Annotated in this window: 11 protein-coding genes; 6 read left to right on the forward strand and 5 right to left on the reverse strand. The window is 70.7% G+C overall.

The window, feature by feature from the left end; genetic code table 11:
• Positions 1-55 precede the first annotated feature (55 nt).
• On the reverse strand, positions 56-12766 hold the full coding sequence (locus tag E1193_RS02530) for a hemopexin repeat-containing protein (protein WP_132179816.1): 12711 nt from the start codon (positions 12764-12766) through the stop codon (positions 56-58).
• A 1490-nt stretch (positions 12767-14256) separates the two neighbouring features.
• Positions 14257-14553, reverse strand: a complete 297-nt coding sequence (locus tag E1193_RS02535) for a hypothetical protein (RefSeq protein ID WP_132179818.1) — start codon at positions 14551-14553, stop codon at positions 14257-14259.
• 555 nt (positions 14554-15108) lie between these two features.
• Here E1193_RS02535 and E1193_RS02540 point away from each other — a divergent pair.
• The 5 genes from E1193_RS02540 (at position 15109) to E1193_RS32390 (ending at position 22795) form a co-directional block, all read left to right on the forward strand.
• On the forward strand, positions 15109-16764 hold the full coding sequence (locus tag E1193_RS02540; protein WP_165945604.1) for an RICIN domain-containing protein: 1656 nt from the start codon (positions 15109-15111) through the stop codon (positions 16762-16764).
• Entirely contained in the window at positions 16761-18050 is a 1290-nt protein-coding gene (locus tag E1193_RS02545) for a hypothetical protein (RefSeq protein WP_132179822.1), read from the forward strand. Before E1193_RS02540 ends, E1193_RS02545 begins: the two co-directional genes overlap by 4 nt.
• A gap of 70 nt (positions 18051-18120) precedes the next feature.
• Positions 18121-18720, forward strand: a complete 600-nt coding sequence (locus tag E1193_RS02550) for a hypothetical protein (RefSeq protein WP_132179824.1) — start codon at positions 18121-18123, stop codon at positions 18718-18720.
• A gap of 833 nt (positions 18721-19553) precedes the next feature.
• On the forward strand, positions 19554-21506 hold the full coding sequence (locus tag E1193_RS32385; protein ID WP_243707239.1) for a BTAD domain-containing putative transcriptional regulator: 1953 nt from the start codon (positions 19554-19556) through the stop codon (positions 21504-21506).
• The gene (locus E1193_RS32390) at positions 21431-22795 is read left to right on the forward strand and encodes a tetratricopeptide repeat protein (protein ID WP_207922524.1); all 1365 of its coding nucleotides are present in this window, start codon (positions 21431-21433) and stop codon (positions 22793-22795) included. The genes E1193_RS32385 and E1193_RS32390 overlap by 76 nt, the downstream gene beginning before the upstream one ends.
• Here E1193_RS32390 and E1193_RS02560 read toward each other — a convergent pair.
• Together E1193_RS02560 and E1193_RS32815 are read right to left on the reverse strand one after the other, a co-directional pair.
• Complete coding sequence (locus E1193_RS02560) at positions 22781-23425, reverse strand: hypothetical protein (RefSeq protein WP_132179826.1); 645 nt, start codon at positions 23423-23425, stop codon at positions 22781-22783. The two genes, E1193_RS32390 and E1193_RS02560, sit on opposite strands and share 15 nt — an antisense overlap.
• 356 nt (positions 23426-23781) lie before the next feature.
• Complete coding sequence (locus E1193_RS32815; protein ID WP_347877007.1) at positions 23782-24111, reverse strand: GNAT family N-acetyltransferase; 330 nt, start codon at positions 24109-24111, stop codon at positions 23782-23784.
• Between E1193_RS32815 and E1193_RS02570 the strand changes: the two genes are divergently transcribed.
• Entirely contained in the window at positions 23995-24477 is a 483-nt protein-coding gene (locus E1193_RS02570) for an IS5 family transposase (RefSeq protein ID WP_165945605.1), read from the forward strand. The genes E1193_RS32815 and E1193_RS02570 overlap by 117 nt on opposite strands.
• Before the next feature lie 71 nt (positions 24478-24548).
• Here the strand turns inward: E1193_RS02570 and E1193_RS02575 are convergent, their stop codons facing one another.
• Positions 24549-25709: a low temperature requirement protein A gene (locus tag E1193_RS02575; protein ID WP_132179830.1), complete on the reverse strand. Its 1161-nt coding sequence runs from the start codon at positions 25707-25709 to the stop codon at positions 24549-24551.
• Between the last annotated feature and the right edge of the window lie 38 nt (positions 25710-25747).

The raw sequence follows: 25747 nt of genomic DNA on the forward strand, positions 1-25747 counted from the left end.
GCGGGCCGCAGGCCCCTGGCCCTACCCTCAGTGATCATCATCTTTCCGCCCCGACTCAGCGGGCCGCGCGGTAGGCGACGATCAGAATCAGGCCGGACACTGTGCTGCGGTCGCCGTCCATGGTGAGTAGCAGGCCGGAGCCGTCCGACGGCAGCGTCAGACCCGGCGTGGCCAGCAGCCGCCCGTCGGCGAGCGGCAGCGCCCGGTCGCCGTTGAGCAGGAACCTGGCGGTCCCGTCCGCGCCGGTGCGGACCACGGCCGCGCCGAGCCCGGTCACCTGGCGGCCCACGATGCCGGGCAGGTCCGCAGGGGTCAGCGGCAGCCGAAGCGGACCGTCACCGGTGCGGAACATCTCCCACGCCTCCGGGAAGTCGGCCGCCACGTCGACATAGCGGGACGCCGGCTGCGGGGGCAGCAGCGCACGGACCGCGTCGGCGAAAATCCGCCCGCCGTCCTCGGCCGTGTAGCGGACGGTCAGCACGACGTCGTCCGGCGTTCCGGCAGGCCGTGGCCCGGTCAGCTCCAGCCGCCATGTCGAGACCGCGCCGGTGCCCTCGAACGGCAGGTACCGCTCGTCGTCGTACCGCAGCTCGAAAAGCCCGTTGTTCTCGGTCCCGTCGGCCGCGTCGGACAGCGCGATTCGCTGATCGGCGCGCCAGTCCGCGCGCAGCGTGGCCGGCGGCGCGCCCTGCGGGTCGAGCAGGTGCCGGACGGCTTTCGTTTCCGCCTCCAGGACCGTCCGGTGCCCGGTCTGGGTGAGCACCGCGGTGGGCGTGGCCAGCTCGCCCTGCGGGCCGGTGAACGCGACGCTGATCGTGCGGATCTGGCGCCGGTAGTGGCCGGGGAAGTCCCGGTCGTACCACTGCTCGGTCAGCGCGATGTCGCAGGCGCCGACGGCGCGCAGCCGCAGCAGCGCCAACGGGTCCAGGTCGCGAAGCGACACGCGTTTGGTGATCTCCAGGCCGCGGTGGTGCCCGGACAGGTACGCAGCGGCCAGCCGGTCCAGGTCCCGCGCCAGGGACTCGGCGGCGAGCAGCCCGGCGCGGCGGCCGTCCCAGTGCCCGCCCTGGATGATCGACGACTCGGCGCCGCGCTCGAAGCGGTACGCACGCTCGGCAGACCGGGCCGTTTCCTCGGCCAGCGCGTACGCCTCGAAGTACAGGTCGCCGAGCCGCGACGCGGTCCACTGGTGCAGCTGCAGGCCGGTGAACCGGTCACGCAGGAACGCGGCCACGTCCGTCTGATGCTGGATCTGCCGGGCCGCCAGATCCAGCTCCCGCCGGGCGACGGCGACGGCCAGCTCGGCCGCGGTGACCTGCGGGCTGAGCTGGGCCAGGTCGGCGCGGGCGGTGGCCAGCTGCAGTTCCCAGTCCCGCCGGGTGTTCTCCTGCTCGGCCCGGACGCCGAGCGCCTCGCCGAGCATGCTCAGCCCTTCGCCGACGGACTCGGCGACCCCGGCCGCGTCCTCCAGCGCGTCACCCACCTGCTTGCCGCCGAACTCGGTGCCGACGATGAACGGTCCGACCAACGCCTGCGGCGTGCCGTGCGCGATCGACGCCCCGATCCTGAGCACACTGGCGCTCAGGTGCGAGGCGGCGGCGCGTGACATCAGGTCCAGTTGCGCCCGCTGCACGCCGGAGGGCCCGTCGTCGATGAGCTTCTGGTAGTAGGCGACCCGTGCGGTGGCGGCGTCCCGGGCCGCGACCGTGGACAACAGGCCGGCCTCGGCCGCCTTGACCTGGTCCTGGCGCGCCCCGAGGGTCAGTGCGAGGATTTCCGCCTCCTGCCGGTTCTGCAGCAGGGTCAGCTCCTCAGCGTCGCGGCGGTCGAACGCGGCGGCGAGGTCCTGGCCCAGCTGCCGTACCCGGTCGGTCAGCTCCTGCGCCCGGCGCAGAACGACCGGGAAACGATGATGGGGCACGGCGACCTCGGTCGCCGCCGCGATCGTCGCGAGGCCGTCGCCGGACGCCGCGGCCCGCACCAGCGCGGCCGGATCGATCGGCGGCTCGAACAGCGGCAGCGGGCGCGCCATGCCGAGGATGTCCAGCGACCGGCGGATCTTCCGCAGCCGGTCCTCGACCAGGTCCCAGTAGTCGACGAGCGCCGTGTTGGCGGGCACGAAGAAGTACGGGTCGGCGATGCCGGCGTGCACCGCGCCCGCGCCACGTAGCATCGCACCGCCCGCGGTCAGCGCCGCCACCTCCCCGTCGACCTCCGGCTCCGGGGGCTGCGGCCGGTACGGCGCGGCCTGCGGCAACGGTCGCATGCCGACCGCCTCCGGGCGGGGCCCGAGCAGACCATGCGCCAGGGTGTACAGCATGCGCGCCTCGTCGATGCTCTCCGCGGTGTACTGCCGGAACAGCTGGTCACCCCAGTCGAGGAGGTTGTCGATGTAGCCGGCCACAACGGCCCGCCGGTACGCGACCGGCCGCAGCTCGGCGATGGCGTGCGGGTCGAACGGATCGTCCAGGTACGTGGCCAGCAGCGCCTGCTGGCTGCCGACCCAGTCGACCTGCCGGTGCAGCTCCCGCGCGACCGACAGCAGCTCACCGACCGGCCCCGGCCGCACCGGCACGTCCGCCAGCCAGCGCAGCGCCTGCTCGTGCGCCGCAGTCGGCTCCTCCACCCCCCGGAAGAGCGGTCCGAGCACCTCCAGCCGCCGCAGTGCCCCGGCAACCGTCTGGTCGGGTTCCGGGCCGGCTACGGCGCGCAGCTCGACGGCGAGCGCGGCCGGGTCGGTCGCCAGGAACGGCAGGAACCGCCAGAACCGTCCGGTGCGGGTCGGGTCGAAGATGTACTCGTACCAGGTGCGGGCCTCTTCGAAACGCTGCGCCGCGTTGAGCGCCTGCGCGATCAGCAGCGGCGCGTGGAAGAAGATCTCCCAGTAGTAGAGCCCGTTCGCGCTCTGGAAGTCGAGGTGGTCGCCGCTGGGCAGCCGGGTCCGGTCGACGGTGTCCGCCCGGACGTGGACGGTGGTCGGCCCGGCCGCCTCGGTGCTGAAGGCGGGCAACTCGTCGGTTTCCTGCGTGAGCGTGTCCAGCAGCGCCGCGACGCCGCCGGAGAGCAGCCGCTGGTTGAGTTTGGACGCCGTGCCGGTGGTCAGCCGGATGATCTCGTGCGGCGTGTCGGAGACGAGGTACGGTCGCGGGCACGCCACCGCCTTCGGATGCCGCACGTAGCGGTCGCCGGCGAACAGGAACAGCTCGTCGGCCGCGTCGAGCGCGCCGGTGAGCCCGTCCGGCAGGTCGCCCCAGCGCCCGGCGACGCCGGTCCACCCGGTGGGCGATTCCGGGTCGCCGGGCCCGGCCAGCACGGTGTAGCCGTCCTCGCCGAACGCGTACCACGAATCGTGCCGCTGGAACACCGCCTTGAACGGCCTCGGCAGCGACCGGGGATAGCCGGGGTCGATGAACTTGCCCGCCGAGCCGTCAACGAGCGTGTACCGCACGTACGCCCTACCGCGGGCCAGGTACAGCTTGTCATCGGCCCGCCAGGCCGCGTCCACGCCGGTCCAGCCGGCGGCCAGGTCCACCGGCGGCGGCGGGATCTCGGCCGGCACCGGCCGCGGCAGTCCCGCGGCGGCGAGCTGGCGCAGCAGCGCCGCCGCGCCGTCGCCGAGTCGCCCGGACGCGACCCGCGACAGGAACATCTTCAAGTCCCGCCGGTCGACCATCTGCTTGTCGAACGGCGCGTCGAAGCGCCACAACCGGGTGACGTCCGACGAGTCGGCCCAGCCCGTCCCCGCCTTGTCGAAGTAGTACTCGGCGCCGCTCGGCCCGGTGAACGCGTCCGCGACCGGCCACTCGGGCAGGTGGTCCAGGTTGCCGGCCAACGCCCTCGGATAGCCGCGGTCCGGCGCGATCTCCGCGCCCCGGACGCAGCGCAGATAGTGCTCCCCGGCGAAGACGATGTAGCGGCTGCCGCGTACCAGCACCGCGTCGGTGCCCTGCGCGCAGCGTCCCCACCGGTCGGCGATCGGGCGCGACGCCGGCGCCCGCCGGGCCCTGGTCCGCAGCGAGGTGAAGACGCCCTCGGTGGAGTCGAAGAACAGCCGGGTGCCGTCCGGCATCTCGACGGCCGCGTCGATCCGCCGCCACTCCGGCAGCCGGTCGGAGTTCCCGCTGAGGTCGATCAGCGGCGTCGCGGCGCCCCGCGCGGCCGGCCGGCACAGGAAGCTGCCGCCCTTGTGGTCGACGCTGAACCAGGCGCCGTCCGCCGACGACACCGGCGCGCCGAACCAGACGACGCCGGCCGGGTCCACGTCCTCGGCGAGCACGGTGGCGACGTCGCGGGCCGGCGGCGGCGCGTCCGGCGCGACGTCCAACTCGACCGTGTAGTGCTCGGGAGTCAGCGCGTGCACGCCGCCGTAGGTGGTCCCGGACGACGACGTCGCCGACCAGGTCACCACGATCGCGTCGTGCCCGTTGTGCGGGCCGGGCCGCACGGTCAGGCCGACCTCGCCCAGCGTGTCCTCGCACGGGGCGCCGACCGTGAGCACCTGCGCGGCGACCCACTCCTGGTTCAGATTGAGGAACGAGAAGAAGACCGTCACCCGTTGGTACGACGGGGGAGCGTCCACGCTCTGCGACTCGCCGGTGCGCTTCGCGATGACAACCGCCTTCCCCGGCTCCTGCACGTTGAGCGCCTCCACGGTCGCCCAGAACACGAACGTGCGGCCGAACGCGGTCACCGGGTAGACCTTCTCCGCGCCGATCTGCACCTGAACCGCCCGCCACGGCGTCCACGTGCCCACCAGGCGCGTGTTGTCGTGGAACGTCGCGGTGCGGTGGTAGAAGCGGCGCGGGCTGGTCCGGGTGCGCCCGAACAGCACCAGGTCGGCCACGCCGCCGTCGCCGGGGCGCACGTACCCGCCGGCGATGGCCAGCCGCGACACCTCCGTGTACTCGTCCAGGTAGCGGCGGTACGCGCCGGCGGCCGCCGCCGCGGTCATCCCGGACTGCAGCAGGTCGTCCTCCAGCTGCCGGAACGCGGGCGTCTTCGTGTCGCGCAACTCGGGCCGCAGATAGTTCTCCGGGTAGAGGAAGACTTTGCGGTTGGCCTCCCAAGTTCGGTAGGCGCGCAGCCACTGCCAGCGCCGCCGTATCTCCTGCCGGGTGCCCTCGTCGACCGGGGGCCCGTCCGCGGGCTCCAGGTCGAGCAGCCAGCGGTGCACGTACATCTGCGCGGCCGCGATCGCCTCCCGAATCCGCGAGGTGCTGCCCTGACCGCCCATGTCCACGTCGATCAGCAGCCGGTCGAACAGCGCCGACGGCGACGCCTCCGGGGAGGCGGCCAGCACGTGCCCGCGCAGCGCGTCGCGGCGCAGCTCGGTCAGCTCGCGGTGCAGCGCGGCGGACACGGCCGCGAACTCCTCCGGGCCGCGCTGCTCGGCCAGCAGCACGTGCAGGGCGTCGGCGGCCCGTCCCGGATCGTCCTGCGCCCAGGCCGGCAGCCACACCTGCGCGTGCAGCCGGGCCGGGCCGGTGCCGAACCGGCGGGCCAACGCGATCAGGTCCGCTATCCGCAGCACGAACTCCAGGTCGAGGCGCTCCTCCTCCCGCGACGGGGAGGGCAGCAGGCCGGTCTGGCGTTTCGCCCAGGCCACGTCGTGGACCGGCCAGCCGTACAGATCCGCCAGGTCCTGGTACGGCTCCTCGACAGCGGGCTCGGCGCCCAGCAACGCGGCGAGCCGGTTACCGCCCTGCCGGGACAGCGCCGCGAACCGTGCGATCGTGTGCACGTCGGCGATCCGGTAGTCGGCGACGTCGGCGAACCGGTGCGCGATCCGCTGCGGGAACGTCCGGTCGATCCGCCGGTGCCGCGGGTCGGTGTAGCGCACGTACTCCGCGTCGCGCAGCAGGTAGGTGGCGCCGCCGAAGGTGAAGGCGCCGTCGATGCCCGGTTCGAACAGGACCGGGAGGTCGCCCCAGTCGTCCCGGACGGTGCGCGGGTAACCGGGGTCGGCCCAGGTCAGGTCGGTGCCGGAGTACCGCACGAACTGGGTGCCGCGGAACACGTACAGCGCGCCGTCGGCGGCTTGCAACGCTGCGTCGATCGAGGTGCCCGGACGCCCGAACGTGCTTCGTACCCGCCCCCACACCTCGGCGAGCGGCCGGACGACCGCCTCGCCGGCGTCGGCGCGCAGCGTGGCCGCGCCGTGGAACAGGTGTAGCACGCCGTCCGGTTCGTACAGCGCGGCGTCGACCCGGTCGGTGAACGGGGCCGGCAGCGCGGCCACACCCAGGTCCGCGGCCAGCCCGCCCGCGATCGTGCGCGGGTACCCGTCGTCGGCCCGCGCGTAGTCGCCGCCGGTGAAGCGGGTGTACTGGTCCCCGGCGAACAGGTAGGTGTGCCGGCCGGACACCAGCGCGGCGTCGACCCGGCCCCGCTCGGCCAGCTCGTGCCGGACCCGGCCGAGCGGCTGCACGTCGCGGACCGTGTAGAGCTCCCTGGCGACGGTGTGGCACTCGCCGCCGGCGAAGATGCGGATGGTACGGGCGTCGCCGGTCACCGCGTCGATCCGGTGCGCGGCGAGGATTTCCTCGAACTTTTCCGGCAGGTTGCGGAACGGCTCCTCGGCGCGCAGGTTGCCGGCGCTCGGCCGTGGATATCCCGGGTCGGTGTCCCGGTAGTCGGCGCCGGAGTAGCGGGCGTACCGGTCACCGGAGAACACGTAGGTGACGCCCTGGTCCGTGAAGGCGGCGTCCACCCGTTCGAACCCGGGCCGGCCCCAGGCCCGCGACACCGGCTGCGGGGTGGTGAACGCGCCGTGGACGTACCGCGAGCACCGGTCGCCGAAGACGAACCAGACGCCGCCGTCCGCGGCGGCGAACGCGGTGCGTAGGGACTGGCCGCCGGTCAGATCCCGGCCGTACCCGCGCCACAACACGCCGATCGGCTGCGGCAGCGACCACGGCCCGGACTGCCCGGCGCGGCGCACGAACCGCTCCCCGGCCAGCAGCACCAGATCGTCGCCTTCGGCCAGCACCGCGGCCGGTTCCTCGAACCCGGCCGGCGCGTCCCAGGGCGCGGCGGCCACCGGGACGAGCGATGCGGCGGTCCAGGCGAGGTGGGGCGTGCCGCTCGGCCCGAGTAGGTGCGTCACGCCGTCGTGGGTGTAGGCGGCCGCCACCTCCGTCAGCCCGGGGAAGTGGTCGGCGATAGGTCGCGGCTCGCCGTCGACGGCGCCGGCGGCGGTGAAGGTGGAGAACCGGTCGCCGGAGAACAGGTACGTACGTCCGTCTGGCCCGGTGCACCCGGCGTCGACGCGTCCCTCCCGGCCGAGCGCGTCCTTGGGCAGCCCCCACGTCTCCGCGATCGGGTACGCACGGCCGAGCCGCACGTCGTAGCACTCCGGGCCGGCGAACAGGTGCGTCGGCAGCACCGCGTCCAGTCCGCCGGTCCAGCGGGCGGGCAGTTCGCGCAGCATCCTCGGCCGGGCGGGGAGCGCGACCGGCGCGGGCGCCTCGACCGGCGACAGATGCCACCAGCCGCCGTCGCGCCACGCCAGCAGCGCACCGTCCTCGGTGAACGCGCAACCGACGCCCTCGTAGCCGGGAAACCGCTGATACATCTCGGTGGCGACCACGTGCACGCGGGACCCCTCGAACAGACGGACGGCCGCCCGGTCGGCGACCGCACCGTCCACCTTGGACAAGGTGACCGGCAGATGTTCCAGGCCCGGCTCCTCGCGCAGCGCAGACAGCGGCCGTGGGTATCCGTCCTCGATCGTGTCGTGGTGCAGGCCCTCGTACCGCACGTACTGCCCGCCGGAGAACAGGTACGTGTGCGAGTCGGTGACCAGCGCGGCGTCCACCCGCCCGGTGCGCGCGATCGCGTTGTCCACTCGTCCCCACCGGGCCGCGACGACGGCCGGGTAGCCGTCGTCGACACGTGTGTAGTCGGCGGTGGAGTAGCGCACGTACCGGTCGCCGGAGAACACGTAGGTCGCGCCGTCGGCGGCCAGGAACGCGGCGTCGACCCGGTCGAACGGCAGGCTGTCCCACGCCTCGCGCAGCGGCGCGGGCGCGGACCACCAGCGGCGGCGTGCGTCGAAGGTGACCAACCGGTCGCCGGAGAACAGGTACGTGCGGCCGTCCCGCCCGGTGAACACCGCGTCGACGTCGGCCAGCCCGCCGCCGAGCGCGTCCGGCAGGTTCCACCACTCGTCGCGCAGCGGGCGCGGAAACCCGGCGTCCGGCGTGCCGTAGTCCGATGTGGAGTATCGGACGTAGAACGCCGAGTCGCCGGACGCCGCGACGACCAGTTCCTCCTCGGAACGCCAGATCGTGTAACGGCTGCCGCTGTCGTCGGTCAGCCGCCATCCGGCCGTGACGCGCTCGATCGGTGCGTCGGCGGCGAACCCGATCCCGTGCTCGGCGAACCGGCGGCGCAGCAGCGGCGACAGACGCCCGGACTCCAGCGCCGGCAGCCACGCCAGCGGCATGCTGAACAGGTTTCCGCCCTGCCCGAACAGGTATGTGCGGGCGTCCAGCACGAACGACGCGCGCACCATCGCCAGCCCGCCCCAATCCCGGTTGATCAGGCGCGGGTAGCCGAGGTCCGCGGTGACCAGGTCGGTGCCGGAGTAGCGCAGATACCGGCCGCCGGAGAACAGGTACGTGTGCCCGTCCAGCCCGGACAGCACGGCGTCGACCCGGCCGTCGGCCAGCGCCGGTGCGGCCCGTCCCCAGCGCTGCGCGGTCGGCACCGGTGCCGCCTCGCCGGTCAGCGACACGGTCTGGTCGCCGGTGAACAGGTGCAGCACGCCGCGCCGGTCGGTGAATGCGGCCCGCAGCCCGTCGGCGAACCCGGCCGGCAGCGCGGGCAGCAGCGCCGACAGGCGGGTCGGAAAGCCGTCCGCGACCCGTACGTCGTCGCTGTCCAGCCCGTCGCGCAGCCCCACCACCCGGTCGTCGGCACTGAGGAACACCGTGGTGCCGTCGGTCCAGACCGCGCCGACCTCCTTGTCGATGGTCGCGCCGATGTGTCCCCAGGCATGCGCGACCGGCCGGTCCGCCGAGTCGCCGACGGCGAGGGTGCGGTCGCCAGCGAACAGGTGCAGCCGCCCGTCCAGCCCCGGGAACGCCGCGCGGACACCGTCGCGGAACGGCTCCGGCAGCGGTTCCCGGCCCGGCCACCAGTCCGCGGCCGCACGCGGATAGCCCTCGTCGACGACGGAGTGGTCGGCGCCGGAGTAGCGCACGTGCTGGCCGTTGCGGAACAGGTGGACGCGGCCCAGCTCGTCGGTGAACCCGCCGTCGACGCCGGTCGTGTCGGTGAACGCGTTGCGGATCGCGCCCCACGTGTGGGCGACCGCCGTCCAGCGGTCGTTGCCGGGCCCGCGGCGGAAGGTACGCTCCGTCTCGTCCGCCTCGTGACCGATGATCCACTCGGTGCCGTCCGGGCGGGCGAACGCGGCGATGACGCGGGTCAGGCGCGCGAACGCGGGGGACAGGTCGGCCAGCGGCGACGGCAGCGGCTCCGGCAGCGTGAGCGTCGCCGCGTCGTAGCGCCAGAAGTCCGGCCCGGTGAACACGTACACGGCGCCGTCCGCGCTCTCCAGCAGCGCGTCGATCCGGTTCACGCCGGTTGGCAGGGCCAGCGCCTCGGGAAACCGGCCGGCCAGGTCCTGATCGTGGAAAGCCACCTCCACCTCGGCCGCGGACAGGTTCAGCCGCCCGGCGAGGCGCGCGAAACCCATGATCCGCCGGTACGCCAGCGCCGCCCGCGGATCCGGCGCGCCGCCGGGCAGGTCGGGGCGTAGCAGCACCGGCCACGGCTCGGCGCTGCCGCCGACGGCACGGCAGATCGCGGCCAGCACCGGCCCGGTCAGCCCACACGCGTCCTGGAGCACCGCCCGCAGCTCCTGCGACTGCCGGCCCGCCCGCGCGCTCACGGCTGCCCGCACCTCCGCCGCGCCCGCGGTGAGCTCCCGCGCGATCGGGTGCAGCAGTCCGAACACGTCACGCGTGTAGTCGCCGAGTCCGGGTACGGTGAACCCGAGCGCGTTGCCCGCCGTGGCCAGGAAGCCGACCCGGTCCGGCGGCACGGTCAGCGACGGCTCCAGCCAGCCTGCGTCGGCCAACGCCTCCAGCGCCGATTCGGCCCGTTCCTCGTTCAGGCCGAGCGCGCGCAGCGCGGCCGGGTCCAGCCGGTACGGCCGCTGCCGCGCCACGATCTCCGCGAGCCGGCTCAGCACCGGTGCGCGCTCCGCCTCGCCGAGCCCGGACAGCCCGGGCAGGCCGACTGGCGCGGTAGCCCCGAACAGCGGCAGCAGCTCCGGCCGGACCACCCCGGCGTCCAGCACCTCGCCGGTGAGCGCGTCCATCACCCGGGCCGCGACGAACGCGTCCGCCGGCTCCAGGAAGTCATCCGCCGAGACCGCGCACGCCCGGTCGCGGGCTGTGGCGATCTCGGCGCGCAACGCGGCCAGGATCTCCCGCCGGTACGGCAGCAGGTCCACCGCCACCGCCAGCCCGTCCGCGGGCAGCGCCTCCAGCGCGTCCCGGTCGCGGTGGGAGCCGTCTGCGGCCAGGTAACCATTGAAGCGCAGGGTGGCCAGCACGTCCTCGATCTGGGCGGGGGAGAGCGGCAGCGCCGCGAACGTGTCCGCGCCGGGCCGCAGCGGGGTGTTGCGGAAGGCTGCGGCCCGCGCGTCGAGGATCGCCAGCACGTCCGGGATCAGCGCGTCCAGGCCCGCGTCGACCACAAACGAGGCCGCGTTCGCCGGGTTCGCGAAGTACTCCGGGGACCGCACCGTGCCGTCGGCGCCGAGGTGGCCCAGGAAGATCAGGTTGTCGTACACCTCGGCGGGCAGCCCACCGAGGTCGGCCGGGTAGACCATGGGCGGCCGGTCGTCGCCCGGCGGGAGCAGCCCGGCGATGCGGGCGAACACGTCGGGGGCGAGGTGGCCGAAGCCGCCGCCGAGCCGGGGCGCGTCGGCCTGCGCGCCGGGCCGGGGCCGGCCGTCGGGGGTTAGGCACCCGGCGTACACCAAGCTGGTGTAGATCTTTTCGGCGACCCGGTCGCCGAGGCCGAGGCCCAGGAAGTCGGCCGCCTCGACCACCACCAGGTCGTTGATCGCGTCGAACGCGGTCTCGTCCGCAATCGTGGCGTCCGGGAGCAGCAGCCGTGGGTCGGCCTCGGTCGTCAGGTCCGCGGCCAGCGCCTCGTGCAGCGCCTGGGCGGCGCGCGGGCCGAACCGCGCCGACTCCAGATCCTGCGCCCGGAACGCGACCGTGTCCAGCCGCTCCCGCAGCGTCGCCAGCACCCGGGCGCGCTCCGCGTCGTCCGATTCCGGGTGCAGGTCGGCGGCGGTGAGGCCGCTCTCCCGCAGCCAGGCGACGACGGCGGCCAGCGTCTGCGCCAGCCACAGCCCGGAGCCGGGATCGGGCGCCTCCAGCAGGCGGTGACAGTCCACCTCGGCCGGCCCGGTGTCCAGCAGGATGCCGAACGTGGTGTGCCGCCGCAACGACGGGTCCCGGTCCAGCGCCGCGAGTACGTCGAACAGCTCGTCGACCGTGATCGTCAGCGCGCTGGTCAGTCGTGCCACCCGGTGCAGCAGCGACAGCACGTCCAGCTCGACGCGGCCCAGGTCGAACGGGCTGGGCCGGCCGGCGCGCGCGTGCTGATCCCGCAGCCGCTCCACGGTCCGCACCAGGTCCGTCTCCGGCACCGCCAGCGCCTGCGCGACCCGGCGGCGGAACTCCCGATTTTCCGGGGCCAGGATGTCGCCGGCGCAGGACAGCCCGCCAGCGTCCGCGGCCGGCGCGATCACCGGCAGGCCGGGTGACGGGGGCGCGAACACCCGGCCGAACAGGTCTGGCGACTCCGGGCCGCCGGTCCAGCCGAGCGTGTCCATCGGCGCCGCCAGCGCGCACACCACGTCGATCGGCAGGTCCAGACGGGCACGCAGGTGCAGCACCACCGCCAGGGTGCGCACCGCGGCCGTGTCCAGCCGGTTGCCCGCGCAGGCCCGCAACACCAGATCAAGATCACTCAAACTCGTCCCGGTACGCCGCGCGAGCCGCACGAACCGGTGCACCCGGTCGTACCACGGCGCCGAGGCGGTCAGCAGCCCGTCCTTGCCAACCCGCACCGGATCGTCGCCGCCGTGTACGAACAGCGCCGCCGCCCGCGCGTCCCCGGGCTCCAGCCGTCGACACAGCAGCTCCCGCAACTCGGCCGCGGACAGCCCCGTCGCCCGCCGGAACCGGGCCACCTCGGCGAGCGCGTCCAACGGCTCGTTCGCACCCAGCCCGTAGAACGCGCGCAGATCCTCCTCGCCCGGCCGCGACGTCGTCACGAAGTCGACGTCCGTGCCGGTCAGGCCCAGAAACTCGCGTGCCACCACGTCCGGCTCCGGCGTTCCGGTGAACGCGCGGTAGAGGTCGGCCGGGGCCACCGCGAACCGGCCGAGGTACCGCCGCAACCGCACGTCCGCCAGGTGGAACGGTGCCTCCAGTGGGAACCGCGCGGCCCGCAGCGTCTCGTACGGCTGCTCGCCGGCCAACTCCTCGAGGATGCCGGTGACGATGTCCAGGTACGGCACCTCGGTCACTGTGTTCGGCCCGTCCAGCAGCAGCCTGCGCAGATCCGGCCGCCGATCCAGCAGGTCCGCGCCGGCGATGTCGTCCTCCAGCATCCGCAGTAACTCCACCAGGTACGCGGCCGGCGAGTGCGCGGAACGGGACTCGTCCGCGGGGCGCAGGTCGAGCTCTCCGAAGAGCCGCTGGTAGGAGGGCAGCAACCGATCACGCGGCATGGGAGCCTCTTTCGAGCAGAGAAGGAGTGCCGGCCCCGAAGCGCGGCGGACGCGGAACCCCGTGGGGTGCCGAAAAGCGTATTCCTCTCTTGTGGACTTAGAGAGGGACTGTCGCGCTCGCGACAAGCCCCTCCCTCATGAGCCCGCGGAGGGCTGGTGGCCGGTACTCAGTACCGCCCGGCCGGCCGATTCCGGGCTTGAGGCGGCAACATGCCGTGGCGCGCAGTGGCCGGTCGACGACGCTGAGTGGATTTCCGATGAGCCCTTGCCGCCGCCTGGCCCGCCGCTACGGCGGCACAGCCAACACCTTCTCGCCTTCGTCGGACATCGGCCGCCTACTCATCTGCTATCGCAGGCTGGCCAAGACCGCCACCTGAGGCACGCCCTTAGCGGATGAAGGGCGCTCAGCTTCTCCCGACGCGTTCGCTGACTGAGAGTAATCGCGATTCGGTGACGCTCGGCGGCCACGACGACCGAGGTAGGCGCTCTGACCTGGCAACGTGGTCCCGGCGAACCTTGGCATCACAGCGCGAAGTTCATCAGTGTCCAGGATGTCGATGGTGGGTCCCGCTCGTCGGTACCCAACGGAGGGTGCGTCCGAAAAGCACAGACCGAAAGGCTGGGAGGATGCCGGAACCTACTCTGCTCACATCACTGGAAAAGCTGTCCGTGAGGTCATGCCCCGGGCATGACACCGCGGGCGAACCGGCATGGGAGCATCAGGTCGCGGAAGGCGGCCGAGGAGGTCCGACGTTTGCGGTGGGCATTCGGTCCGCTTCTCGAGCGGGCGGCGGCGGTTCAGCAGCAGTTGCGTCGCGAGCCCGACGTTCGGGATCTCCGCCCGCTTCGAATCGGTCCGGATGGGCGGCTCAGCCCGGACATCGTCGCGGAGGTCGGCGTCCACCGTGGCGATCGGTGTCACGACGGTAGCGCCTGGTCGGCCCTGCCCGGCGGCGGCGTGAACGACAACGTGTTCTCGTTGCTGTCGACGTAGGACCTCCGGCACGGCCTCCATACCGCACCGGCGGCGCTGGGTAACCCGGCTACGGCCGACCTGCCCGGCGAGCGCTCAGCGAAGCAGTGCCACCGGTCCCTGACGACGGCCATCCGGACGTCGTCAGGGACCAGGATGGCCTGATCAGAAATCCACCTGCTTACGCGTAGCCCGGTGAGCCTGGGCGCATTGATCACGATCTGGCGTGCCCTGCGGCTCTGCCTCGGGTTGAGATGGAGGCAGAGCCGAAAACAGGGACCGGGGATCAGCTGTTGTTGTGAATCCAGGGTGCATCGTTGATGCTGGCGGGGGTGCATATGTTGTCGAGGGGGGATCGACGACAAGTTTGGAAGCGAATTCTGCTACCCTTGTCGCCGTAGTAGTTGGTGCTGGAGGATTCGTAGTAATCCTTGTTGCATCTGCCCCAGCTGGGGGCGTTTAGGTTGTTGTTGCACTCGCCGTGACGGTATGGCCGCCACGTGGAGCCGTCTTTCAGTCAGTTCTCCCAGTAGATGAACGTTTGGCTTCCATCTGCGAAGCTGTCTTGGATACGCCAGATGTCGCCGTACTTGCTGAAGCAGCCCTTGGCGGTCATGACCCATCCAACGGTCGGGACAAGTGCCCAGCTCTCCGAGCACGAATCGCCACCTGAATCATAGGTGAAGGTAGCTATATCGTCCTCGAACGGCCTCGCGAAATCTGCGGCCAGGGCCGGGCCTTGTCCCCCCACGAGAATCGTGAGAATTGTCGCGACAATAACAGTTGCTCTTTTTGCTGGCACCTCCGCCTGCATTGTTTCCGCCTAGTGGACTGACGAGATCTCTCTTAGTGCGTCAGAGCTATCGCGTCCGCGAACTCACTCATTATGAGTCGGGGTGGTCATCGTGGCGGCGATCTCGAACGATCCCGAACGACGGCGGCTTCGCGCCATGACCACCACACGCTCATGCCGACCCGTGCGCTACGCAGCGCTACTCACAAGATCGACGTCGGGGCGCGGACATGGCCGTGAAGTGGGTCAGCCGCCCTGCTCGTCAGTAGTCGCTGTAGGGGCGTGTGCTGCGTATTCAATCCGGCTGCAATCGAGGTTCAAACCTGAGACCTCAGACTTCGACCGGACAGCAACGCCAAAGGGGTACGGGGGGCCGCTGGTCCGTCGAGTCGTGCCCCGCGTCTCCGCGGCATCGCGGGAGGAGCATGTATGCAGCAAGTCCGACGCCGATGTGCGACGGTACTCGCCGCCACCCTGGCAGCGGGAGTCCTTCTAGTACCAGCCACTGCGGCTGAGGCCGCGGTCCCGGCACCGGACCCGGTGGCCATCGGTCAGGCCGCCAAGGATGACCTCCAGGTGCTGACCACCGACGCCGACGCCGCAGGCACCACGGTCAAGACTCGCACCTACCAGGTCGGCCAGCCAGCCGACGTCAAAAGGCAACGCTGGAGTTTCCAGGTCATCACGCCGGGCGCCGCGCCCGTCTACCGCATCAGGCACGCCTCGTCCAACCGCTGCCTGCAGGCGGCGGCTGCGGCCAATAACGCGAGCGTCGTGCTCGCCGACTGCGGCACCGCAAGCCAGCAGCTGTGGACCACCGGGACCGCCCGAACGTACCCCACCGGCGGCTTCCAGCTACGCAACAAGCGCGACGGACGCTGCCTCGATCTGTTCACCAGCGCGGAGAACGCGCCGGTGACGATGTGGAGCTGTGGCAACTACTCGACGCAGATGTGGCGCACCCGAGTCGGTACCTTCGACTGTCCTGCCCGCAGGGCCACCGCGCTGTGCGTACGCTCGTCGGGCCTGGCCTCCGGCGTGATGGGAGCGTGGCGCCAGCACCCGATGAGATTGAGTGAAGCGGGCTCCACCACTCCCGACGCCAACACCCTGTCCAACCAAATCAACTGGAACCCGGTTACCAGCACAGGGGACGAGATCGGATACGACTACGTAGAAATGGGCTGGCGGGGCGACCACCGGGCCAGCACCAGTGCCACCACTCACTCGGCCTACTGGCTGGAGACGGGCCTCAGTAACGGGTGGATGGTCCAGGAGTACCACGCCATCGACGAAGTGGACTCGACACTCGACGATAGCTCTATGCACACCTGGATGAGTCTGGGCAACTCCGACGGCGAATGGGATATGTTCTACGACTTCAATCCCGTTGGCACGACCCGGCTCGCCACCGGCGGCCACACGCGGGACCTGCAGTACGGACTGATGGGGCAGTACGACGAGAACACGGCGTTGGACACGGCGTTCGAGGACCGGGTGCAGATTCTTGGCAGCGAGGGCTTGTGGCGCCGTCCGCGGGTAACAGAGGTCGCTGCCTTCCCCGCCAACATCTGTGGACAGCCGGATCCGCTGACGCTGACGTTGAAGAAGCCCCACACTCCACCCCACTGCTTTACCACGTCACTGGTCACGCGCCCCTCGAGCACCGGCGGCTCGGCGGAAGTGGATCGATTCGTGGTCGGTAAACCCGGTGTCGACTCGCTGGCCCTGACCAGCAGCGTCCCGCCGGCACCGGCGCGACCGGTCGGCGGCGTGCACAACGGGGTGGACCAGCGCGCCCTGGCTGCCTGCTTGGCCGCCGACGCCACCCAGTGCCTGACCACCGTTCCCGGACTGGCCGAGTGTGTGCAGGCCCGCAAGGTATGCAACACCACCCGCCGGACCACGGCCGCGGCGAAGCACGGCACTCCGGTCACGGCGGACGTCGCCCGGCAGCGCGCCCGTGCCGCCGTTGGCGACCGCAAGGCGGCAGCGGGTGTGAACACGACGACGTTGACGGCAGCCGACGTCACACGCCGCTCCGGAACGATCCTCAACACCGTCAACGGCGCCGAGAAGGTGCACGTGGTGACCAGTGACAACCCGGCGACCGGACTGAGCCGGCAGACCGACCGGTCCTATGCCGGATACACGATGGTCTACCAGGCCAAGACCGGCCGACTGCTCTACGCCTGCCTGGGCCACAGCTGCGTCCGAAAGGAATTCGCGTGACCGCCGCCGTTCTGAAGCGACTCGCCGTGCTGTTGACAACGACTCTTGTGACGAGCGTTGCCGCGGCACCCGCCGCAGCGGCCCCGGCGTCGGCCGAACTCGGCTGGTTCGTCACCGAGTCGGTGGGGGGTACGCCGGTGCCCCCCGACGCGCCACCGCAGACCAACAGCGCACTTCCGCGCAGCACCGACCGCGCCATCGCGTCCGCAGAAGACGAGCTCAAGGAGGTTTGCCGAAGCGAGCACGCTGAGGCCGCCGCCACACAAGAGGGTTGGCTGGCCGACCGGTTCAGCCGGTGCCATATCGGCCACCGCAAGGTTGAGCTGCGCTGTGCCGGCTGCACCACCGTGGTGGCCAGCGTGGAGTTCGACTACACGCTGATTGGTGTCGCGCAGAACGGCACCCGGCGGGTGGACTTCACCCTGACCTTCGACAACTGGACGGCGCTGGGTGGCCAGGAGCGCGAGACGACCCCGATGAGAGTCGATCTGAGTGGTTGTAGCAGCGGCCTCGTCACCTGTAGTCCGGGGTCGGGTGCGCGAGAGCAGCTGCTCAGCGCCTGGCGGCTCGATCCCCGGTTCGACATCACGATGACCTCGGTGGACAATACCGGCATTGGTGCCGAGTATTTGGTCAACAGCCTGGTCGAGCTCAACATGGCGATCACCCCGGTAGATCCGAAGACCGTGCCGTGGGTCGAAAGCGACATGACCAGGGCCCACGTGCGCTTCGACTCGGCCGGCCAGGTGGCGGGCAAACACAACGGTACGGTCTTCTCCGACTTCATTCCCACCTTCGACCTGCTGGCGCTGGCTCGGGCCGACGGTAACGAGCAGGGCGTCAGGGAATCGATTCAGCACATCGATGACGCGCTGCACCGTGTCGAGCGCACTTTCCCCTCGTTCCCGCTCAAGACCCCGCCGGGGGAGTTCAAGCCATCGCTGGGTGCCAACCAGCGACCGTTGCATCGCCTGGTCGACAGTACGCTGTTGGACCGGAACCGCGCGTACGCCGGTAAGGTCTGCGAAGACGTTTGGGGTCCGGGCGCGGCGACCCCGAACCTCAACTGCGACGAGTTTCCGTTCGCCTCAACCAGGGAAGGCGCGTACACCGGCAGCAGCGCATCCAACGGAGACACCAACGGTTGGCAAACCTGGCACGGGTCCTCCCGTCTCATCGGGGAGCTGGACAACCAGGAATCCGGCCGCCGGTACCTGAATCTAGGCTTCTACCAGCCCCAACGGATTCTCAACAACGATCCGTTCTTCGTGTCCATCGACCGCTGACCCGTAGCCCTGGTTGCTCGGCGCCGCTGGCAGCGCCGAGCAACCAGGGAAGGGTGGAACAGGAACCGCTATGCCGGCAGTCGTCGAATGCGTGATCCGCACCGCGGACGGTTTGTTCCTCGTGCGAGACGTCAGCGCCGACACCGCTGCCGCGCAGCAAGGTGCCGCCGACGCCGCGCGCATCCCCGGCAGCCGTGCCGGGCGCGGCCACGGTGCCGCTGGCAGCGTCCTTCTGGTGCGCTGCGCCGACCAGCTCAGCAGGCCGTACCTCCGCATCGAGATCCTCGATGCGGAGCCCGCCGACACGCCTCCCTGGCTCTGGGAGCCGCACGCCACTCTCGACCTACCGACCGGACGGATCTTGGTGGACGCGGCCGACAACGACGTACCGGCGGCCGTGCTGGACATCGATGCCGGAGCCGGACCGGGCAGCTATGCCGTGAGCCTCGGGCACAGCGGGCGGGCCGAGATGCGGGAAGCGGCGCGCCGGGTCCGGGAGGAGACCCTGTACGCCTCGGTTGATGACACGATGGCGGCCTGGCGGAGTCTCGAGGGTCTGGAGCGGTACCTCGTCCGGTTTTGGCCGCTTCGTGAGACGGGCGGCGGCGATGCCCGGCGGGCAGCATGGTCGACGCCAACATCGCCGACCGGCTGGTCTGCCACTGGCTGACCAGCCGCGCCCCGCCCGACCATTGCCGGCACCGACCGGGGGTTGGCGCTGGACGGCAAATGGTACCAAACTCTTGATCTACAGCTGTTCGCCGAAACGCGCCACGGCACCGCGATCGTGATAGCCCAACGCCAGGCGGGTCCGAGAATCGAACGGAACATGACCGGACCGCGCTGCCGGCGGTGAGCCGTTGCGATCACGCGGCTGTAACGCAGCCAGTAGGCTCGACCCACCCGCCGCCCCGTCAGCCTGAGTCAGTGGTGATCCTTCCCGCTGAAGCAACCATTTCAGCTTGCCAGGGCACCGCCTCGCAGGATCCTCCTGACAGTCCCGCCAGGCGCAGCGCACCTGGTGCCGCCACCGCCCTCGTTCAAACGCAGTGTCCACCTGGATATCGACCACCGCCGTCGGCTGCACCTACACGTCCGGCAGCGGCTCCGGTCGGTCCCACTGCCGGCGCGGCCACCCGTTCCTTCGTCTCGCCGGCGGCCCGGACCAGGACGCGGGTAGCGGCATTGGCCATAGGCGCATGACCCTGCCTCGGCGCGGGAGGATCAGCGGACCAGCAGCGCGGCCAGCTCCCGCCGTTGCGTCGTCCCGAGCGGGCCGATTCGGTCGGTGTACCGCAGCCTTCCCGCCGGTCGAAACCGGCCAGCTGATCAACCATGCGTCACCTTCGCATCAGGTGCACTTCGGACAGACCTACAGCGCCAGCAGACCCCTATCAACTTCGTTGAGCCCGTATGGTGGGTGCGGAACTGACCGTACCGGTACTTGTGCGCGCTTGAAGTCCGCAGCATGCGGCGTCAAGGGTGCCGATGGGGGGATGACCGATGCGGTTCCAGATTCTGGGACCGGTGGTGGCGTACGCGGCAAGCGGTCCGGTGGCCTTGGGTACGGCCCGGCAGCGCACAGTGCTGGCGGTGCTATTGGTCGAGCCGGGTGCCCCGGTGTCACTCGATCAGTTGATCGAACGCCTGTGGGGGTCGACTCCGCCCCAGCGGGCCCGGCAGACGATGCACACGTATCTGTCTCGGCTGCGCGATGTGCTAAGTGGCGTGGGTGGTCCCGTGCTGGTCCGGCGGTCCGGCACCTACACGCTGGAAATCGATTCGTACACAGTGGACCTTCATCGGTTCCGGGCACTGGCGACGCGGGCCAGGCAGACGCCCGATGACGATCGTGCGGCGGACCTGTGGCGGAAGGCGATGGCGCTGTGGAAGGGTCGGCCGTTCGCTGATCTGGACAGCGACTGGCTGCGGATGGTCGCCGACGCGCTGGAGACGGAGCGGCTCGCCGCCGGGCTGGACCGCACGGATGTGTTGCTGCGTTCCGGTGAACATGCACCGTTGTTGCCCGAGTTGACCGCGGCCGCGGCGGAGCATCCGCTGGATGAGCGGCGGGCTAGGCAGTTGATGCTGGCCCTGTACCGCAGTGGCCGGCAGGCTGACGCGTTGGCGCACTACCGGCTGTTGCGCACCCGGCTGGTAGATGAGTTAGGCAGCGATCCGGGGCCGGTGCTACGGGAGCTGCATCAGCGGATGCTGCGCCACGACCCGGAGCTCACCGCCACCGCCACCACCGAGACGCCCGGCACGAGCGCGGCGCCGGCCAACGCCATTCTGCGCCGGCCGGCCCAGCTGCCCGCCGACGTAGCCGGATTCACCGGCCGTGCCGCGGATCTGCACCGTCTCGACCAGATGATGGGTGGAGGGAGCGGCGACGCCCCGCAGGCGGTGGTGATTACCGCGATCGGGGGCGCTGCCGGGGTGGGCAAGACCTCGCTGGCGGTGCATTGGGCGCATCGGGTGGCGGATCGGTTCCCGGATGGGCAGTTGTACGTGAACCTGCGCGGCTATGATCCGGAGCAGCCCATGCCCGCAGGCGACGCGCTGGCCAGGTTCCTCACCGCGTTAGGGGTGACCGGCCAGAACATCCCGCTGGACGTGGAGGAGCGGGCCGCCCGGTACCGTAGCGAGCTGGCCGGGCGCCGGATGCTCATCCTGTTGGACAACGTCGCCAGCGCGGCGCAGGTACGCCCGTTGCTGCCCGGCACCGGTTCGTGCCTGGTGGTGGTGACCAGCCGGGACAGCCTGGCCGGACTGGTCGCCGTGCAGGGCGCCCACCGTCTTGATCTGGACCTGCTACCAACCGCCGAAGCGGTCGCGCTGCTGCGCCGGCTGGTCGGCCAGCGAATCCAGGCGGAGCCGGAGGCCGCCGAGGCGCTGGCCGAGCAGTGCGCCCGGCTGCCGCTGGCGTTGCGGGTCGCAGCCGAGCTGGTGATGTCCCGGCCAGACAGCACCTTGGCCGACCTGGTGGCGGAGCTGGCCGACCGGCGGACGCGGCTGGAGCTGCTGGATGCCGGCGGCGACCCGTACGCTGCGGTACGCGAGGTGTTCTCCTGGTCGATCCAGCATCTGCCGGCGGAGGCCGTGCGGGTCTTCCGGCTGCTTGGCCTGCATTCCGGCCCGGACTTGGATCCGTACGCGGCGGCTGCGCTGGCCAACACCGGTCTGGACCAGGCCCGGCGAATGCTGGCGCTGCTTGCCCGTGCCCCCTGGTGCACCGGGTCGGAAGCGGCCGGTACGGCATGCACGACCTGCTGCGCGCGTACGCCGCCCACCTGGCCACCAGCCAGGAGACTGGCCACCAGCGTCAGGCTACCCAGCAGCGGCTGTTCGACTACTACCAGGCCGCGGCGGTGTCCGCGATGGACACCCTGCACCCGGCGGAGGCGCACTACCGACCCGAGCCGACCGCCTCGGACCCCACAGCTCCGGACCTGAGCGATCCGGAGACCGCCCGCGCCTGGCTGGAGAACGAACGATTCTGCCTGATGGCGGTCGCGGCGCAGGCCGCCACGCTCGGCAACTCCGGCTACGTCGTCGGTCTCGCGCGAATCCTGTTCCGCTACCTCAGCGACGCCCACCTCACCGAGATGGTGACCATCAACGAGCACGCCTACCGGGCAGCCGAGCGGACAGGGGACCACACCGGAGCAGCACACGCCCTGCGCCAATTAGGCCTTGCCTACAACCGGTTGAGCCGGTACGAGTTAGCCGTCGAGCACCTCCAGCAGGCGCTGGCCCGGTTCCGGCGGACCGGCGACCTGGTCGGCGAGGCACTCACCCTGACCAGCCTCGGCATCACCAGTTACCGGCTAGGCAGCCATCAGCACGCCATCGACGACCATCTGCGCAGCATCGACCTGGCCCGGCAGATCGGCGACCGGCTCGCTGAGGCGTTCGCGCTCAACAACCTAGGTGTGGTGGAGGAACGGGTGGGCCGCTACGCCGACGCTGCCGACCACTACCGTCGGGCCCTCGGCAGCTTCCAGGAAGTCGGCGCCCGGTACTGCGAAGCGACCGCACTGTGCAACCTCGCCAACGTCGAGCTGCGGCAGGGCGACTACCCGCCAGCCGCCGACCACCTGCGGCAGTCCCTGACCCTCCTGGAACCGCTCGGCAGTCCCATCACCGAAGCCCACGTCCTGGACACTCTCGGCCTCCTCCATCTCCACCTGGGCGAACCGGAATCTGCCACCACGTACTTCCAGCAAGCGCTCACCCGCTTCAGCGGCACCGGCGAGCGCAACGGCCAGGCATGGTCCACCAACGGCCTCGGCGAGGCCGCCCAACTCGCCGGCCGGCCAGCCGAGGCCCTGGCCCACCACGCCGAGGCGCTCGCCATCGCCACCGACGCCAGCACCCGACACCAGCAGGCCCGTGCCCACACCGGCCTCGGTCACGCCCACCGCGCTCTCAGCGCCCCCGATCTGGCCAGGGCTCACTACGAACAGGCCCACGCCATCTACACCGAGCTCAACATGCCTGAAGCCGATGACGTCAGCGGCTACCTCGTGGCCCTCAGCCGCACCCGTGGGTTGAGAGCCGCCGCGCCGCGTGCCGGCAGCGATAGCTTCTGGCCCACCGTCGGTCCGGGAGCCGGTGCGGATGCATTGGCGGATCACCCGATGGTGCAAGCAATCGCCGCCGGCCAGGTCGACCGATTCGCGCTGGCGGCCGAGGCGGTCCAGTGCGACGGATTCCGCCCGTCCGGGTCAGGGCGTGGCTGAGCGCAGGATTGGCTGCCCGCGCCGGAGGGCTTGTTCGACCCGGTCGGTGTCGATGTCGCCGTCGTTATTGAGTAGGTCTGGCAGGAGGGCGGATGCGGCGAGGTCTTCGGTGTGGTCGCTGGGGCCGTCGGCGACCGACCGGTCTGCGACGACCACCGACTGCGGTCGGCTTGCGAAGGACGTGTTGAAGTGCCATGACTTGACGACCGTTTGCGCCTGGACCTTGCCAGCCACCTTGAGCAGCCCACCGTCCTCGCCGTAGCAACCGAGAACGCCGTGGGTGACGATCAGGTCGCCGCGGACCACCACGTTAGGGAAGCCGTTGAGGAACAAGTTGCGCGCCCGCAGCGTCCCGGTCACCAGATGCAGGAAGCCAGGCCCCTCGTCGCAGAAGTAGGTGACATCACCCTCAACCGTCAGGTCGCCATCGACGATAACGTTGTAGGGGTATCCGTCACCGGTCCAGTCGACCAGGTTCAGGTCTCCAACCAGTTGGAGGCTTTCCTCGTACAGGCGGACCTGCTGTTCGCGGTCGCACGGGTACAGCATGTCCGCGGCCACGCGGTAGCGCGCTTGCATCTCGTCGACGCTGATGCTGCTGTACCGGGCAGGTAGTTCGGCGGTCGCCATGCCCGTAAACAGTACTCGCGTCGATTAATCGCCTGATCGAAGACCGCGAGCAACAGTCGACCTACACGCGTCCCAACTGCGGTGGTCTCGCCCGCGAGCCAGGCGGCGTGAGCGTCACGGCACGTCCGCCAAGCGGCCGAAGATGGTGATCAGGCTCAATGGCCGCCACGCGCCGGTGGGAACACGTCGTCGTCCGCTGCCTGCTCGCCCGCCACGGCATCACCTTCCAGCGCACCAAGACATGGAAGGAGTCCCCGATCTATGTGATCATGGACAACCTGTCCGCCCACAGGAAAAGCTACTTGGGTAAATCCCATCGAGGCGCACTTCGGGCCGCTGAGGCAGTTCCCCCCTGATCAAGCGATCCGGCGCAGAACGTCAGGTCCTCGCACTACGGGCGATGCGGTACAGCACGTTCGGACGCAGTGGCCTTTCGGGGCGCGGTAGGGTCGTCGGAAGTCGTCGACCGGATCCCGGGTCATGCCGATCCGTCGCATCACCGCCTGCGAACGGAGGTTGGTGGCCGTTGTCACAGCAAGGATCTCGGAAAGCCCAAGAGTGTCGAAGCCGTGGGCCAGGACTGTCAGCGCGGCCTCGGTAGCGTAGCCGCGAAAATCCACACGCTCAGCGAGCGCGGCGGAATCCCACTCACCGCGCTCGTCTCGGCTGCGAACACCAACGACCACCTCCTGTTGGAACAGTTGGTCGACTCCGTCACGCCGGTCAAGGGGCCCGTCGGCCGTCCTCGCCGCCGGCCCGGCAAGCTCCACGCGGACAAGGGATACGACTACCGCACCTGCCGTGCCGCCCTACGGCGGCGGGGCATCACCGCCCGCATCGCGCGCAAGGGCGTCGAGTCACCGACCCGACTCGGCCGGCACCGCTGCGTCATCGAACGCTGCCTGGAGTGGGTCACCCGATTTCGTCGCCTGGCCCGCCGCTACGAACGCAAGGCCGAACACTTCGCCTCGTTTGCCCGACTGGCCTGCGCCGTCATCTGCTACCGCCGCACCACCAAGCTCACCCTCCTGCCCAGCAACAACCCCAAATGAGATGTGGTCTTATCTCGTTGGGGTGCACGCCGTGTTCGATGCCGCTGTCCGGTTCGCGTCCGGCCGATTGGCTACCGGCGGGGTGGTGACGGCTTCTCGGGCGGGCAGCCCCGAGCACGCCGCGCGTCGGCTACGGCCATTCCGGTCAGGACCGTCGCGGTGGTGATCGTGACGAGCAGCGGCGGCCCGAGGAGCAGCGGTGCCGCCAGGGCGGCCATCACGACCAGCGCGACCAGCCGGGACGGTGAGACACGGGAGAACACCGCCCACTCGAAGCGGGCCCGCCCGACGATGAACAGCGCCGGCCCGCCGAGAGTCGGACCGAGCCACGACAGGTCGGTGTGGCCGAGCGGCTCGCCGATGACGAGCCCGTACCCCACCGCGGTGAACACGATGCCGATCACCATCAGCAGGTGGGTGTTGGCAATCGATCGACCGAGCCGGTTGGGCTGCGCCGACCTCCTGATGGCCTCACCCATGATCCGCCCGGCCCGCTGGATGTAGATCCGCCACATCAACGCGGTGGTGGTGAACGCCACCACGAATGCCGCCATCCGGGCGGCGGTGAGGTCGTTGTAGAAGAGCGTGCGGCCAAGGATGAAGATCGTCTCACCCAGCGCGATGACGTAGAACTGCCGGTACCGCTCGGCCAGATGCTCGGGGGCGAACACCCACTGCGATGTTGGGACCCGCCCCAGTTTGGGCGTGGGCCACAGGAGCCTTCCGCCCGTGTAGTCCACCGCCAGCGCCACCGCCCACAGCGCCAGGCGGGCCGTACTGTCGGAGTTGAGCGCGCCGGCGATCCACGGCACGGCGGAGACACCGAACCAGAACAGGATCCGGGTGGGATTGAGTCGCCGCTCGTCGGCTCGGAGGAGGTAAACGATGGCGAGCGTACGGCCGATGTGGACGGCCACGTACGTGCCGGCGAACAGCATGCCTTGATCCGTGAACGCCTGGGGCTCCGCGGCCGCCATCAGCACGGCGCCGAGCATGCTGACGATGGTGAGCAGTTGTATCTCGCTCGATTCCGGGTTGAAGTAGTTGGTTACCCAGGCGGTGAAGGACCACAGCCAGAAGAGGGCGAGCAGCAACACGAGCATCTGTGCGGCGCCGACGACGTCGAGACGATCGATCAACGGCAGGGTGACCCGGGTGAGCGCGAAGATGAACGCCAGGTCGAAGAAGAGCTCCAGGAAGTTAGCCTGCTCAGGCTGCTCAGGCTTGCGCATCACCCGGGCGATTTGCCGCTCAGCCGGACGTCTGTTCT

Origin of the sequence: Micromonospora sp. KC606, assembly GCF_004348675.1 — a bacterium.
Lineage (GTDB): Bacteria > Actinomycetota > Actinomycetes > Mycobacteriales > Micromonosporaceae > Micromonospora.

Excerpts from the sequence above, each read along its gene's own strand:
- E1193_RS02575 (WP_132179830.1), bottom strand. The coding sequence starts at position 25,709 with ATGCGCAAGCCTGAGCAGCCTGAGCAGGCTAACTTCCTGGAGCTCTTC.
- E1193_RS02550 (WP_132179824.1), top strand. The coding sequence starts at position 18,121 with ATGCCGGCAGTCGTCGAATGCGTGATCCGCACCGCGGACGGTTTGTTC.
- E1193_RS02560 (WP_132179826.1), bottom strand. The coding sequence starts at position 23,425 with ATGGCGACCGCCGAACTACCTGCCCGGTACAGCAGCATCAGCGTCGAC.
- E1193_RS02530 (WP_132179816.1), bottom strand. The coding sequence starts at position 12,766 with ATGCCGCGTGATCGGTTGCTGCCCTCCTACCAGCGGCTCTTCGGAGAG.
- E1193_RS02535 (WP_132179818.1), bottom strand. The coding sequence starts at position 14,553 with ATGCAGGCGGAGGTGCCAGCAAAAAGAGCAACTGTTATTGTCGCGACA.
- E1193_RS32390 (WP_207922524.1), top strand. The coding sequence starts at position 21,431 with ATGGACACCCTGCACCCGGCGGAGGCGCACTACCGACCCGAGCCGACC.
- E1193_RS32385 (WP_243707239.1), top strand. The coding sequence starts at position 19,554 with ATGCGGTTCCAGATTCTGGGACCGGTGGTGGCGTACGCGGCAAGCGGT.